Origin of the sequence: Diaphorobacter sp. HDW4A (assembly GCF_011305995.1) — a bacterium.
GTDB lineage: Bacteria > Pseudomonadota > Gammaproteobacteria > Burkholderiales > Burkholderiaceae_C > Diaphorobacter_A.
On the sequence record NZ_CP049910.1, the window covers coordinates 5,325,347 to 5,339,246 of the forward strand.

Here is a 13,900-nt window from a genome sequence, read left to right on the forward strand (position 1 = left end):
AACCGACAGCTTCGTCAAAAATAGCTGACAACTATTGAGTAAATAAATTCATACACTGGGTCGATCCATGCGTGCGACGCGCAGAGGACATCGAAAAACAAAGGATCGCCCCATGACAGCAAAGATGAAGGTCAACGGCCAGACACGGGATGTGGAGATCGCGCAGGGACGTCCTCTGCTCTGGGCGCTGCGCGAGGACTGCGGTCTCACCGGCTCCAAGTTCGGTTGCGGCGCTGCCCTGTGCGGCGCCTGCACCGTGCACGTGGACGGCCAGCCGGTGCGCTCCTGCGTGATGCCCGCGCAGGCGGTCGGAACGCGCGAGGTGGTCACCATCGAGGCCATCGGCGGCACCGAGATCGGCCGCAAGGTGCAGGCCGCGTGGACCGATCTGAATGTGCCGCAATGCGGCTATTGCCAGTCAGGTCAGGTGATGGCGGCGGTGGCGCTGCTCACCGCGATTCCCAAGCCCACGGACAAGGACATTGACGAGGCGCTGTCGGGTAACCTCTGCCGCTGCGGCATGTACCCGCGCATCCGGGCGGCGATCCATAGGATCGCGAATGGCCCAGGGAGTGCAGCATGAAACGCATACTCGTTAACGCGCTGGCCGCACAAGCCAGGCAGACCACGCAGGCCGCGCCGTCCTCCGAAGGTCGCCGCGACTTTCTGCGCCTCTCGGCACTCGCCGGTGGCGGTCTGCTCGCGGGTTTCTATCTGCCGACCCTCGGCAACGAGGCCGAGGCGCAGACCACTGCAGGCGGCAAGCCCGTCTTTCAGCCCAATGCCTTTGTGCGCATCACGCCCGATGATGTGGTGACCGTGATCGTCGGCCACACCGAGATGGGGCAGGGCGTGGCCACCGTGCTGCCGATGCTCGTGGCCGAGGAGATGGATGCCGACTGGAGCCGCGTGCGCTGGGAACAGGCGCCTACCGACAAGGCCTACCAGCACCCGATCATGCACCAGCAGCTCACGGGCGGCAGCCTCACCACCATCGCGCAATACGAGCCGCAGCGCAAGGCGGGCGCGGCCGTGCGCGAGGTGCTGATTGCGGCGGCCTCCAGAAAATGGGGCGTGGACGCGTCCACGCTGCGCACGGAAAAGGGCCGGGTGCTGCATGACGCGAGCAAGCGCAGCGCGACCTATGGCGAGCTGGCCAGCGACGCGGCGGGCATCGCCGTGCCCTCGAATCCGCAATTGAAGGACGCGAAGGATTTCAAGATCATCGGCCAGTCGCCACGGCGCCTCGATGCGCGCACCAAGGTGGATGGATCGGGTCTGTTCGGCATCGACATGCAGGTGCCGGGCATGCTCACCGCGCTGCTCGCGCGCCCGCCGTATTTCGGTGGCAAGGTGGCGCGCTACGACAAGGCGGTCGCGCTCGCCCTGCCCAACGTGGTGGGCGTGTACGACGTGCCCGAGGGCGTGGCCGTGGTCGCCAAGGACTACTGGTCCGCATCGCAGGCGCGCCAGGCGCTGCAGCCGCAGTACGACGGGACGCTCGGCGAGCGCGTGGACAGCCGCGATCAGCGCGCGATGTACGCGTCGCTCATGAACCTCGGCGGCACGGTGGCGCGGCAGGATGGCGATGTGGACGCGTCGCTCAAGGGCGCGGCGCGCAGCCTCACGGCGGACTACTGGTTCCCGTATCTCACGCATGCGCCGATGGAGCCGCTCAACGCCGTCATTGACTGGCGCGGCGGGGATAGCGCCGAAGTCTGGATGAGCACGCAATGGCCCGAGGGCGACCAGAACGCCATCGCGCGCGTGCTCGGCATTCCGCCCGCGAACGTGAAGCTGCACACCACGCTTACCGGCGGCGGCTTCGGGCGGCGCTCGACGCTCGGGTTTGACGTGGCGATTGCGGCCGCCAACATCGCCAAGGCGGTGAAGCAGCCCGTCAAGATGATCTGGACGCGTGATCAGGACATCCGCGGCGGCTACTACCGACCGAGCGCCTATCACCGCGTGAGCGCGGCGCTCGACGCGAGTGGCCGCATCGTCGGCTGGAGCGACCGCATCGCGGCGCAGTCCATCGCGACCGATTCGGTGATGGAGCCCTTCATCGTCAAGAACGGCGTGGATGCGCTCTCGGTGGAGGGCGCGGAGGATTTTCCCTACGCCGTGCCCAACGTGCGCGTTGATCTGCACACGCCGCGCTTTCAGGTGCCGGTGCTGTGGATGCGCTCGGTGGGCCATTCGTTCAACGCGTTCGCGGTGGAGCACTTTCTCGACGAGATCGCGCTGGCCACGAAGCAGGACCCGTACCAGATGCGCCGCGCGCTGCTCAAGGACAAGCCACGCCACCTCGCGGTGCTCGATGCCGTCGCCCGCATGGCGCGCTGGGACACACCGCCCAAGCCCGGAGTGAGCCGAGGCATCGCAGTGCATGAGTCCTACGGCAGCTACGTCACGAACGTGGTCGAGGCCAGCGTCTCTGCCGACCGGCGGCTCACCGTCCACAAGGTCTATTGCGCCATCGACTGCGGCGTCGCGATCAACCCCGACCTCGTGGTCGCGCAGATGGAATCAAGCATCGTCTTCGGCCTCTCGTCCGCGCTGATGGGCGAGGTGACGCTCGAGAAAGGGCAGGTGCGCCAGTCCAATTTCGACGACTACCCCGTGCTGCGCATGCACCAATGCCCGCCGATGGAAGTGCAGGTGATCAAGAGCGGCGAGAAGCCCGGCGGCGCGGGCGAGCCCGGCGTTCCCTGCGTGGCCCCGGCGCTGGCCAACGCCATCCTCGCGGCCACCGGCCAACCGGTACGCGAGTTGCCGCTGTCGCACCATTTCACGATTGCCTGAGGAGCGCACGCCATGTTCAAGAAGCCAAACGCTCCCGGAGTTCCAGAGCTCATCCAGCGCATCAATGCGGTCGTGGTTGCCGCGCTGCTGTGCGCCGCGTCACCCGCATTCGCGGCGGACGGCAATGCCGCAGCGCCCACAGGTCCGTCCGCAGAAAAGCTGTTCGATCCCGTCGCCAGTGTGCTCACCCATCCGCGCTGCCTCAACTGCCACCAGGACCAACGCCCTGCGCAAACGGATGCCTCCGTCCCGCATCTGCAACAGGTGATACGCGGCGCGCACGGCACCGGCGCGGCCACCATGCAATGCGCGGCCTGCCATCAGGGCCAGAACAGCGCCGACGGCCGCGTGCCCGGCGCGGCACACTGGCACCTCGCGCCGCTCTCTATGTCCTGGCAAGGCAAGACCCGCGCGCAGATCTGCCACCAGATCAAGGACCCCGAGCGCAATGGCGGCCGCAAGACGTCCGAGCAGGTCATCGAGCATATGCGCATCGACCCGCTGGTGCTCTGGGCGTGGAACCCGGGCAATGGACGTTCGACGCCGAGCATCTCGCATGAGCAGTTTCTGCAGAAGCTGGATGTGTGGGCGAAGGCGGGGATGCCGTGTTCTGGAGACACGAGCGCTGCGAAGTGAAAGAGAGCAATCCCGTGTGGCGCGGCAGTTTCCCGGTCGTAAATCAGTCAAAGATCGCGAAGACACGTTCATGAAGAGCGCTGTGATCGGATCTTTCTGCGCAGTGCGGTGCGTCGTGCAGCGAAATCTGCTTCGACGGTTTCATGCACAACATCTGGGCGTGGATCGTTGATGCTGGCCTGCACCTGTTCGCGGAACCAGTTGTCCTATGCGGCCGCTTTCTGCACCTGCTTCACCGCAGGCTTGAGCAGCCCCGCAAATTCCCTTGCCGCCGCACTGCGTGATGCGTCCCGCCGCCAGAGCACGCCCGCGCGGCGCACGGTGCGCGGCTCCGTGAGCAGGATGGCGCGCATGTCGGCACCCGCATGCGTGGCGGCATGTTCCGCCGCAATCGTCGCGAGTTGCGGGGCTCTGCGGCAGGCGAGCAGGAGGGCATCGACGGATTCCATTTCCACTCGCACCTGCGGCTTGGTGTTGGCCTCGGCGAATGCGGCATCCATCAGCCGCCGCGTTGCAAAGCTCACTGGCAGCAGCGCAAGCGGCACATCGGCCAGATCGCGCATACGCAGCGTGCGCCGTTTTGCGAGTGGATGGCTCTCGTGCACCACCAGATGCATGCGCTCATCGAACAGCGGCTCGGCCTCGATTTCTTCGCGGCCGGCGGGGTGAAAGGCGATGCCCAGATCGAGCTGGCCGGCGATGAGCTGCTCCTCGATCTGCCCGCTTCGCAAGTCGCGCACCATCACCTGTACGCCGGGATATTGCGCGCTGAACGCGGCCACCACGTCGGGAATGAAATGCGTGAGAAACGTGGGAATCACGCCCACGGTGAGCGTGCCCGATTGCAGGCCCGCCATGTCGGCGAGCGCCATGCGTCCGGCGTCGAGTTCTTGCAGCGCGCGCTGCGCATAGCTGCGAAACGCGATACCCGCCTGCGAGAGCTTCAGGCCGCGTCCGATGCGGTCGAACAGCGGCATGCCGAGCTCGCTCTCGAGCTGCCTCAGGCCGTGCGACAGCGTGGATTGCGTGATGAACAGGGCTTGGGCCGATTGGGTGAGGTGCTCGGTTTCCGCCACGCTCAGGAAATAGCGGATCTGGCGCAGTTCCATGGTGTGTCCTGCTCACAAAATGTCGCAAGGGTTTACCCTTGATTGAATCAATGTTCGACATCATCGAACGAAATGTGCAATATATACCATTGGATTCAATGCATGGATGGCGATACCTTCCGCATCAATTGACCTCTTTCAGCCGCCTGAGCTGACGACCATGACTGCATCCGCCCTTCAGCCAACTCCCTTGCTGCGCATTGACCGCATCGAGGCGCGCATCCTCGACATTCCAACCATTCGTCCGCACAAGTTCTCGTTTGGCTCCATCTCGCGCCAAAGTCCCGTGATCGTGCAGCTGTGGCTGAGTGACGGTGCCTGCGGCTTCGGCGAAGCGGCGACGATCGGTGGTCCGTCGTGGAATGAAGAATCGCCCGAGAGCATTCTTCTGGCGATCAACAACTATCTTGCGCCTGCGGTGAAGGGTCTCGATGCGGGCCGCGTCGAAGCACTCCTTCAGAAGATGGATGCGGTCTGCAAGGGCAACCGTTTTGCCAAGAGCGCCGTGGAAATGGCTGCCATCGACGCGGTGGCGCGTTCGATGAACGTGCCTGCATACCAGCTGTTGGGCGGCAAGGTGCACGAGAGCCTGCCGCTCGCGTGGACGCTGGCCAGCGGCGATTCCGTCAAGGACATCGAAGAGGCCGAACGCATGCTCGAAATCCGTCGCCACCGTATCTTCAAGCTCAAGATCGGAGCGCGTGCGCCGGAAGGCGATGTGGCCCATGTCTCGCGCATCGCGCGGGCGTTGAACGGTCGCGCGAGCATGACGGTGGACATCAATCAGGCCTGGGACGGCAACACCGCGCGCCGCTATGTGCCCGAGCTGATCGACGCGGGCGTCACGCTGTTCGAACAACCCGTCGCACAGTGGAACGAAGAAGCCCTCGCTTCATTGACTGCCACGCTGCCACACACCGCGCTGGTGATGGCCGACGAGACAGTGTGCTCGCCGCAGGACGCGATGCGCTTGGCCAAGAGCAAGGCCTGCCATGTGTTCTCGCTCAAGATCGCCAAGCACGGCGGCCTGATCCGCACCCGCGCGGTGGCCGCCATCGCGCAGGCGGCCGACATCGGCTGGTATGGCGGCACGATGCTCGAAACCTCCATTGGCAGCGCCGCATCGGCCCACGTCTTCGCAACCCTGCCCGGCGCGCACCACAACTGCGAACTCTTCGGCCCGCAGCTGCTGGTGGACGACATCGTCGAGCAACGCATGGAACTGCGTGACTTCGAACTGGTGCTGCCCGACGGTCCGGGTTTTGGCGTGGAGGTCGTTCCCGAATGCCTCGCGCGTTTCGACCGTGCGCGCGACGGTTTGAACGCTGTGCATGTGGACATGGGGCGCATGACTGCAGCCAAGGCCCATTGAGGCTGAAATCAACATTCAATATCCAACACCGATCATCCAAGAGACAAGCAAATGAATCTGACTCGCCGTTCCCTCGTTCTTCTCGGTACCACCGCCAGCATCGTCGGCTCTGCACTGATCCCCGCAGCGGCCAGTGCCCAGCAACCTGAAGCCAACTGGCCCAGCAAGCCGATCAAGTGGATCGTGCCGTTCCCGCCTGGCGGTGCGATGGACGTGATCGCACGCACGCTCGGTGACAAGGCCGCGCGCGTGCTCGGTCAGGCCGTGGTGGTGGAAAACCGTCCCGGTGCGGGCGGCAACATCGGTGCGGACTACGTCGCCAAGCAGCCTGCGGACGGCTACACCATCATGATCACCTCCATCGGCATGGCCACCAACAAGGCGCTCTACGCCAAGCTGAGCTATGACCCGGTGAAGGACTTCGCCCCCATCAGCCTGCTCGCCGTGGTGCCCAATGTGCTGGTGGTGAACGCCGCGAAGAACCCCGACAAGTCGGTGAAGGAAGTGATCGCCCACGCCAAGAAGGACCCGGGCAAGCTCACCTACGCGTCCGCTGGTAACGGCACGTCGATCCATCTCGCAGGCGAGGTGTTCGCATCGATGGCGGGCATCAACATCCTGCACGTGCCCTACAAGGGCAGCGGCCCGGCCATCACCGACATGCTCGGCGGCCAGGTCGATCTCATGTTCGACAGCATCACCTCGGCGCGCCCGCACATCCAGTCCGGCAAGCTGCGCGCGCTCGGCGTGACGACCGCCAAGCGCTCCTCCGCATTGCCCGACGTGCCGACGATTGCCGAAGCCGGCGTGCCGAGCTACGAGGTCTCGCCCTGGTTCGCCGTGTTCGCCCCCGCAGGTACGCCCGCCGACGTGATCGCCAAGCTCAACAAGGTGCTCAACGACGGCATGAAGGACCCAGAAACCCTCAAGAAGCTCGAGTCCGTGGGCGCGGAGCCCATTGGCACCACGCCTCAGGAGCTGGGTACGCACCTGAACAAGGAACTCGACCGCTGGGGCAAACTGATCAAGGAGCGGAACATCCGTCTGGATTGATGGGGGGTGGCGTCAGTCCACCGCAGAAATCTGCGCTTGTGTGATCACCGCTTCCCACTTCGCCCGGTCGCTCAGCATGAACTTGTGAAAATCGGCCGCGCTGTTGAAAACCGGCTCGATTCCCATGGAGGCGAAGCGCTCCTTCACCTGCGCATCGTTCTGCATCTTGGCGAGTGATTTGTTGAGTGTGGCGATCACGCTGTCGGGCGTTCCAGCGGGAGCGACAAAGCCGAGCCATGGCGTGGCGTTGAAGCTCTTGAGGCCGGACTCCTCCACCGTCGGAAGCTGTGGCAGCAAGGCCGATCGTTTGGCCGTGGTTACCGCCAATGCGCGGATCTTGCCGCTGTCAAGAAACGGCTTGGCTGCCGCAATGTCCACGAACATGAAGCTTACGTCGTTGCCCGCGATGGCTGTGAGCGCGGGCACGCTGCCCTTGAACGGAATGTGATCGGGTCGGATGCCAGCCATCGAGGCGAACAGTTCACCTTCCAGATGGTTCGATGTGCCCGCACCGGAGGAGCCAAAGTTGGCCTTCGCGTTGTCGCTTCCCTTCATGCTCTTGACAAGCGAGGCGACGTCCGTGATCGGCAGCTTGGGGTTCACGACCAGCAGGTGCGGCACCGTGGCGAGCAACGATATCGGCTTGAAGTTCTTCTCCGGGTCATAGCCGGCCTTCTCCTTGTACAGGCTCGGGCCAATGGTGAACGACGAAGCGGCCATGAGGATGTTGTAGCCGTCTGCCGGTGATTTGGCGACATAGTTGGTTGCGATGATGGTTCCGGCCCCTGGCTTGTTCACGACGATCACGGCCGCACCCAGATCCTCCTGCAGCTTGGTGGCGACCAGCCGCGCCATCACGTCGGTCACGCCTCCGGGCGAGAAAGGCACGATGATGTTGATGGGCTTGGAGGGGTAGGTGTCTGCATGCGCAGAATGCAGGCCCGCAAACGTCAGTGCAACGGCTGCAATGGCTGTGAGTTTCATTCGGTGTGTCATTGGGATGTCTCCTCTGTCTTTGGTTGTGGTGGAAAAAAAGTGATGAACCCGTCAGCTCGCGCGCATGAAGCGTTGATGCAGCAAGGCCCAGATGCCGTCCAGCATGGGGGTCGCGACGCCGAGGCAACGTGCGATGCGCGATACGCTGCCAACCAGCGTGTCGCCTTCGATGCGCCGGCCAGCCCATGCGTCCTGCAGCATGGAGGTACGCGCATGGCCAGCGGACTCGGACTGTGCAAGGCGTGCCTCGACGCTGATATCCTGCGGCAAGCCCAGCGCGCTACCGACTTGCATCACCTCGCCCATGAGCTGCGCGCATAGCGTTCGAAGGCCGGGGTCGTTCAGCATCTGGTGCATGGTGGCATTCGTCAGCGCGCTGACCGGGTTGAACACGGCGTTGCCCAGCAGCTTGTTCCAGAGCTCATGTTGGATGTGATGACTGGCCTTGCATTGCAGATCGCTCTGGTCGATGGTGGCCACCAGCGCCGCAAGCCGCTCGCTCATGGAACCATCGATCTCGCCCAGCGCCAACGTGTCGCGCCCGCCCTGCTCGACGGTGCAGGCATCGCGCATCTGTGCCGGTATGTGGATCACGCCGCCGATCAGCCTTGTGGCATCGACATCGGGAAAACCGGCGTACGCGGGCCCCCACGCCTCGCGCGCTTCATGACGTAGCCGCTCATGGGTTTGCAGAAGCCACCATGGAATGCCGTTGACAAGTGGAATGATCACCGCGTTCCGACAGTCGGCGTGTTGCAGCGATGCGATCACGCCGGCAAGATCATATTGCTTCACACAGACGAAGATGGCATCCCAGTGGAGCGCGGCATGCAGATGATCGATCGTCTGAATCAGGCGTGTGCCGCGATTCTGTGCGCCTTTGTGCAGCGTGATGCCTTGTTGCCTGATGGCCTCCAGTGCGCGGCCACGTGCGAGCAGCGTCACGTTGGCTTTTTTGCCACTCAGATGCCATGCGAGCGTGCAGCCGATGGCGCCCGCGCCGATGATGAGAATGTTCTGTGCTTGATCGTTCAAGTCGTTCGCCTCATCGCTTGTATTCAGGCTTCACGCGATCGAGCATGCGCAGAAGCGGGGGCCAGTGCTTGTCTTTCGACGGGCGCCCTGGTCGGTCGAACTGGGCTGCAACGCGCGATGCCACGGTGTCGCTGCTTTCGATGAGCTCTTCGCCGCTGGATTGCGCAGCGATCTGGATCTGGCAGGCGCGCTCGAGGTAGTACATCTGGTCGAACGCATCGGGAATGTTGTCGCCGCAGACCAGCAGGCCGTGGTTGCGAAGAATCATCACGTTGAGTGTGCCGAGGTTTTGCAGGATGTGATCGCGCTCGTCCATGTCAAGGACTACGCCCTCGTAGTCGTGGTACGCGATCTTGTGGTGAAAGCGCATGGCATGCTGCGACAGCATGCGCAGACCGCGCCTTTGCGCAGAGACGGCGATGCCGGCTTGCGTGTGCGTGTGCATCACGCAGAACGCGTCGTGCCGGTGCTCGTGAATCGCACCGTGAATGATGAAGCCCGCGAGGTTGATGCCAAGACCCGTCGTATCCGAGAGCACCTTGCCTGTCAGATCGACCTTCACCAGATTGGAGGCCGTCACCTCATTGAATGTGAGACCGTAGGCGTTCAGCAGAAAGTGTCCCTCTTCGTCCGGAACGCGTGCGGAGATATGGGTGTAGATATGGTCCGTCATGCGGTGCAAAGCGGCCAGTTGGTAGGCGGCTGCCAAGTCTTGGCGAACTTGCCATTCGGCGTCGGTGATCGGGGTGCGGGAAGTGCTCATGTGACTGCGAGGTTTTCGGTCGTGCGACTGTCTTGAAGGGTCGGTGTCCAGAATTGCGATACGGCGGCGCACAAGGCGTTGCCTTGACTCAGAGCCGCGGTGGCCACGTTGGCGCAGCGCGACGGGTCAAGAATGTTGGAGCCGATGGCGTCAAGGCTGGCGGCATTGGGCGTGATCACGTGCACCTGCGATCCGTTGGCCTGCAAGGCTTTCAGCTCGCTGCGCAAATGACCACTCACGGGATTGGCGTCGCTGTAGCCTTGCGGGCTGATCACCAATACGCGCCCCGCACCGGCCGCGAGGTCGGCGTTGGTCATCGAACGCAGGCCGCCGTCGATATGGTGTTCACCTTGCAATGGCACGGGTGGCCAGATTCCCGGCACCGCGCAGCTTGCAGCAACTGCATCGACGAGTGGCACGCCGCTGCTTCGGTCCCAGACCTTCGCGCTGCCGGTGAGTGCGTTCACGCTGACGATGCGCAGCGCTTTCCGAGGCCAATCGACCTGCTTCAGCCGTTGCGCGATGATGGCGTGCCGCTCCGTGAGTTGCGGCGTGTTGCTGCGCAGTGCCCATGCTCCGATACGCTGCCTTGCCTGCGCAAGATCGCCGTGCACCTTCTCGAACAGAAGCTGATTCTTGGCGTCCACATCGGCCTGCGAATAGGGGCGCAGCAACTCGCTGGCTTTAGCCGTTCCGTCGATCTGTTCTTCGAACAACTCTTCAATGGAGAATCCGCATGCCAGATTGGTCGCAACCACGGAACCCGCTGATGCGCCAATCCACAGGTCGGCGTTGTTCAGGGCGGCCCCATCTCGCGCGAGTCCCGCGATCACTCCAATGGACCAGGCAATGCCCAACACGCCGCCGCAGCCGATGACGACGGCATGCGTAGGCGTATTTTGTGTGGTCGAACCCATTCAGATCACTCCCCGCGCTGCAAGTGCCTGCAGGCGCTCTGCATCGATGCCCAGCACATTGGCGTAGTACTCGGCGTTGTGCTGCCCCAGATCCGGAGCGGGCTCGATGGGCTTGTGCTCGACCCCGGAGAAGCGCGGAAAAACGCCCGCCATCTTCACCGGCCCGATGCGTGGATGATCGACCGACACAATGCTCTCGCGCTCCGCGTAGTGCGGATCCTTCATGATGTCGTCGATGCTGTAGATGAACGAGTATGCGAGCTTGGCGGCATCAAGCGCCGCGCACAGCGCGTCGACCGGGGTCGTAGCAATCCATTCGCCCAGAATGCGGTTGAGCTCGTCCACATGTTCCCAGCGCGCGCTGTGCGTGGCGTTGCGCGGATCGTCCAGCAGATCGGCACGCCCCATCGCACGGCACAAGCGCTGAAAGCCTGCGTCGGCGGATACCGTGAGGATCAGATAGCGCCCGTCGCTGGTCTGGAAATGCTCGCCCGGTGCGGCCGCGAAATGCTTGTTGCCGCGCCGCTCGCGCACCACACCGAGGCGGTCGTATTCCGGCACCAGCACTTCGGTGAAACGGATGATGGATTCGTACATCGACAGGTCGATCTCCTGCCCCTCGCCGCCGTGCAGGTCGCGGTGGTAGATCGCGGTCATCAGGGAGAACGCGCCCATCAGCGCGGTCTGGTAGTCGGCGGTCGATGTGCCGCTGCGGACGGGTGGACGATCGGGGTAGCCGGTGATGCCCATGAGTCCGCCGAACGCCAGACCGATTCGGTCATAGCCCGCACGTTCGCGGTACGGACCGGTCTGTCCAAACCCGGAGATGCGCAGCATGATGAGCTTGGGGTTGTGCTTGCGCAATTCGTCGAAGCCGAGGTTCCATTTCTCGAGCGTGCCGGGGCGGAAGTTTTCGACCACCGCATCGGCATGCTTGACCATCTCGCAGAGCATGGCCTGACCTTCGGGGTCGCGCAGGTTGAGCGTGACCGATTTCTTGTTGCGCGCTTCGACATGCCAGTAGAGACATTCGCCGTCCACGAAGGGTCCGATGTCGCGCACCGTGTCGCCGCGCTCTGGTACCTCGACCTTGATGACCTCGGCGCCCAGATCCGCGAACAGCGTGCAGGCGACCGGGCCAGCGATCATCGTGCCGAGATCAAGAATGCGCAGGCCACTGAGCAAGTGCCGCGAGGGCGCTGCTTGCGATTCGTCGTGGCTCATGCGGGGACCTTTTCCGTACCGTTGGTGCGGGACTGCGGCGTCGATGCAGGCTTCAGGTGATAGTGCGCGAGATCGGTGGCGCGCAGCCATGTCCAGTAATCGTCGTTGCGGAACGGTGTGGTGGCGACCACGCGGCCTTGGGGATTGCGGTACCAGTTGCTCATGCCCTTGTGGGTCCAGATCATGCGCTCATGAGCGTCCTGGATGCGCTGGTTGTAGTCGTCATGCACCTCGCGTTTGACCTCCAGTTCGAAGCGGCCCTCGCATTCCTTGAGCGCCTTCTTCATCAGTCCCATCACGTAGCGCACCTGTGCCTCCAGCATGGCGACGACGCTGCCGCCATGGCCCAGCGCGGTGTTGGGGCCTGCAAACGCGAAGAAGTTGGGGAAGTCCGGCATGGTCACGCCATGGAAGGCCTGTGCGCCCTGGGCGGCCCACGCCTCGCGAATCGACAGGCCGCCGCGCCCGCGCAGATCGAACGAGCCCAGCATGTTGAGCGCATCGAAGCCGGTGGCGATCACGATGATGTCGACTTCGTGCTCTACGCCACGGTCGGTGACGATGCCGTGCTCGCTCACGTGGCTGATGCCGCCGGTCACCAGCGTCACATCGTCGCGCGCCACGGTGCGGAACCAGCCGTTGTCCATCAGCATGCGTTTGCCGAACGGCGGGTAGTCAGGGAGTACGTCATCCAGCAACTCCTGGCGTGTGCCGAGTTGCTCCTTGATGTAGTCGGTGAAGTGGATGCGCTGGCGGTCGTTGTATTTGTTGATGGCGCGCTCGGGGTGCGGCCATTCGGGGTCCTTCTGCAGGCTGTAGTGGATGCGGTCGTTGAAGATCCAGCTCAGGCGCTGACGGTACCACTCCTGGTAGTACGGCACCTCGCGGAGCAGAAAGCGCACGCTGTCCGGCACCTGCTTCTTGAACTTGGCGAAGGGCGCGGCCCATTGTTTGGAGCGCTGGAAAATCGTCAGGTGTTCGACTTGGTCGACGATGGCGGGGACCACCTGCATCGCCGAAGCGCCGTTGCCGATGACGGCCACGCGTTTGCCAGTGAGGTCCAGATCCTCAGGCCAGCGTGCGGTGTGAAAACACCGGCCTTTGAAATTGTCGAGACCGCGAATATGGGGCATGCGCGGCATGTTGAGCAGGCCCACGGCGCTCAGCAGCATGTCAGCCTGCAGTGTCTCCTGGATGCCATCGGTGGATTCGATGTCCACTCTCCAGCGTGACTGCGACTCGTCGTAGCGAGCTGCTTGTACCTTGGTGTTGAAGCGGATGTGCTCGCGGATGCCGAAGTCGGTTGCCACCTGCTCAAAGTAGTTCTGGATTTCTTCCTGCAGCGCGAAGTAGCGCGACCAGTCGTGCTTGGCGAACGAGAAGGAGTAGATGTGGTTGGGCGTGTCCACGCCGCAGCCCGGATAGCGGTTTTCGTGCCAGGTGCCGCCCACTTCGTTGTTCTTTTCGATCACTACGAACGGAATGCCGGATTTCTTGAGACGGATGGCCGAGCAGATGCCAGCCACCCCCGCACCGATCACCACGACCTGAAAGCCCTTGGGCACGTGGAACTGGTCGGCTTGGTCGAGCGCGAATTCCTCGTCCAGTCCGAGGCCCGCAGCGGCCATGTCGCTGTAGCCGCTGGGAAACGCCTCGCCGATGCTGATGCTGAGCATGTCCTGCACCAGCTGCGCGCTGCTGTGCTGCAGCTTCGGGACAAGGCCCTGCTTCCAGGCCAGAAGGGCGGTATGTGCAGCGTTGCGCACTTCTTGTTGTACTTCGGGCTCGAGACCGCCCGTGTCGTGATCGTCGATACCACGCACCTTGGTGCATTGGTATCGGGATGCGAGCCATTCCTTGCTGCCGGTGAGGTGCACCAGCACCATCAGCAAGGTGGGGATGTTGGCATCGGCCAAGGCCGTCTGCAGCGTGGAGGACCAGACGGAGGTGTCTTGGATGTTCGGGCTGTAGGAAGTCATTGCGATCAGTG

The 13,900-nt window shown here is 63.5% G+C and carries 12 protein-coding genes and 1 pseudogene; 5 read left to right on the top strand and 8 right to left on the bottom strand.

All coding sequences use genetic code 11. The features are described 5' to 3' along the window. Positions 1–112: 112 nt before the first annotated feature. The 3 genes from G7047_RS24345 to G7047_RS24355 are packed head-to-tail and all read left to right on the top strand — an operon-like array spanning position 113 to position 3,441. Entirely contained in the window at positions 113–583 is a 471-nt protein-coding gene (locus G7047_RS24345; RefSeq protein WP_166310840.1) for a (2Fe-2S)-binding protein, read from the top strand. Beyond that, the gene (locus tag G7047_RS24350) at positions 580–2,805 is read left to right on the top strand and encodes a xanthine dehydrogenase family protein molybdopterin-binding subunit (protein WP_166310842.1); all 2,226 of its coding nucleotides are present in this window, start codon (positions 580–582) and stop codon (positions 2,803–2,805) included. The genes G7047_RS24345 and G7047_RS24350 overlap by 4 nt, the downstream gene beginning before the upstream one ends. Before the next feature lie 12 nt (positions 2,806–2,817). Next, complete coding sequence (locus G7047_RS24355; protein ID WP_166310844.1) at positions 2,818–3,441, top strand: hypothetical protein; 624 nt, start codon at positions 2,818–2,820, stop codon at positions 3,439–3,441. 68 nt (positions 3,442–3,509) lie between these two features. Here the strand turns inward: G7047_RS24355 and G7047_RS31560 are convergent. Together G7047_RS31560 and cynR are read right to left on the bottom strand one after the other, a co-directional pair. Continuing rightward, positions 3,510–3,638, bottom strand: a pseudogene (locus tag G7047_RS31560) (hypothetical protein); the annotation flags it as partial. A 9-nt stretch (positions 3,639–3,647) separates the two neighbouring features. Beyond that, positions 3,648–4,550 (bottom strand): transcriptional regulator CynR, encoded by a 903-nt coding sequence (cynR, locus tag G7047_RS24360; protein ID WP_166310846.1) that lies wholly within the window; start codon positions 4,548–4,550, stop codon positions 3,648–3,650. Positions 4,551–4,710: 160 nt separating this feature from the next. Here cynR and G7047_RS24365 point away from each other — a divergent pair, with 160 nt between their 5' ends. Beyond that, positions 4,711–5,922 carry a muconate cycloisomerase family protein gene (locus G7047_RS24365; protein ID WP_166310848.1) on the top strand — a complete coding sequence of 404 codons (1,212 nt, stop codon included), beginning with the start codon at positions 4,711–4,713 and terminating at the stop codon, positions 5,920–5,922. A 51-nt stretch (positions 5,923–5,973) separates the two neighbouring features. Further along, entirely contained in the window at positions 5,974–6,975 is a 1,002-nt protein-coding gene (locus G7047_RS24370) for a tripartite tricarboxylate transporter substrate binding protein (RefSeq protein WP_166310850.1), read from the top strand. 12 nt (positions 6,976–6,987) lie between these two features. Here the strand turns inward: G7047_RS24370 and G7047_RS24375 are convergent, their stop codons facing one another. The 6 genes from G7047_RS24375 to G7047_RS24400 are packed head-to-tail and all read right to left on the bottom strand — an operon-like array spanning position 6,988 to position 13,889. Then, complete coding sequence (locus tag G7047_RS24375; protein ID WP_240939248.1) at positions 6,988–7,971, bottom strand: tripartite tricarboxylate transporter substrate binding protein; 984 nt, start codon at positions 7,969–7,971, stop codon at positions 6,988–6,990. Positions 7,972–8,022: 51 nt separating this feature from the next. After that, complete coding sequence (locus G7047_RS24380; protein WP_166310852.1) at positions 8,023–9,006, bottom strand: ketopantoate reductase family protein; 984 nt, start codon at positions 9,004–9,006, stop codon at positions 8,023–8,025. 10 nt (positions 9,007–9,016) lie between these two features. Beyond that, complete coding sequence (locus G7047_RS24385) at positions 9,017–9,769, bottom strand: class II aldolase/adducin family protein (protein WP_166310854.1); 753 nt, start codon at positions 9,767–9,769, stop codon at positions 9,017–9,019. Beyond that, positions 9,766–10,686, bottom strand: a complete 921-nt coding sequence (locus G7047_RS24390) for a patatin-like phospholipase family protein (protein WP_166310856.1) — start codon at positions 10,684–10,686, stop codon at positions 9,766–9,768. The genes G7047_RS24385 and G7047_RS24390 overlap by 4 nt, the downstream gene beginning before the upstream one ends. Continuing rightward, positions 10,687–11,910: a CaiB/BaiF CoA-transferase family protein gene (locus G7047_RS24395; RefSeq protein WP_166310858.1), complete on the bottom strand. Its 1,224-nt coding sequence runs from the start codon at positions 11,908–11,910 to the stop codon at positions 10,687–10,689. It lies immediately after the preceding gene. After that, complete coding sequence (locus tag G7047_RS24400) at positions 11,907–13,889, bottom strand: NAD(P)/FAD-dependent oxidoreductase (protein WP_166310860.1); 1,983 nt, start codon at positions 13,887–13,889, stop codon at positions 11,907–11,909. The genes G7047_RS24395 and G7047_RS24400 overlap by 4 nt, the downstream gene beginning before the upstream one ends. Positions 13,890–13,900: the final 11 nt, after the last annotated feature.

What these genes read in the sequence shown, in the direction of transcription:
- G7047_RS24345 (WP_166310840.1), top strand. Translation starts at nt 113, where the DNA reads ATGACAGCAAAGATGAAGGTCAACGGCCAGACACGGGATGTGGAGATC.
- G7047_RS24350 (WP_166310842.1), top strand. Translation starts at nt 580, where the DNA reads ATGAAACGCATACTCGTTAACGCGCTGGCCGCACAAGCCAGGCAGACC.
- G7047_RS24355 (WP_166310844.1), top strand. Translation starts at nt 2,818, where the DNA reads ATGTTCAAGAAGCCAAACGCTCCCGGAGTTCCAGAGCTCATCCAGCGC.
- cynR (WP_166310846.1), bottom strand. Translation starts at nt 4,550, where the DNA reads ATGGAACTGCGCCAGATCCGCTATTTCCTGAGCGTGGCGGAAACCGAG.
- G7047_RS24365 (WP_166310848.1), top strand. Translation starts at nt 4,711, where the DNA reads ATGACTGCATCCGCCCTTCAGCCAACTCCCTTGCTGCGCATTGACCGC.
- G7047_RS24370 (WP_166310850.1), top strand. Translation starts at nt 5,974, where the DNA reads ATGAATCTGACTCGCCGTTCCCTCGTTCTTCTCGGTACCACCGCCAGC.
- G7047_RS24375 (WP_240939248.1), bottom strand. Translation starts at nt 7,971, where the DNA reads ATGACACACCGAATGAAACTCACAGCCATTGCAGCCGTTGCACTGACG.
- G7047_RS24385 (WP_166310854.1), bottom strand. Translation starts at nt 9,769, where the DNA reads ATGAGCACTTCCCGCACCCCGATCACCGACGCCGAATGGCAAGTTCGC.
- G7047_RS24390 (WP_166310856.1), bottom strand. Translation starts at nt 10,686, where the DNA reads ATGGGTTCGACCACACAAAATACGCCTACGCATGCCGTCGTCATCGGC.
- G7047_RS24395 (WP_166310858.1), bottom strand. Translation starts at nt 11,910, where the DNA reads ATGAGCCACGACGAATCGCAAGCAGCGCCCTCGCGGCACTTGCTCAGT.
- G7047_RS24400 (WP_166310860.1), bottom strand. Translation starts at nt 13,889, where the DNA reads ATGACTTCCTACAGCCCGAACATCCAAGACACCTCCGTCTGGTCCTCC.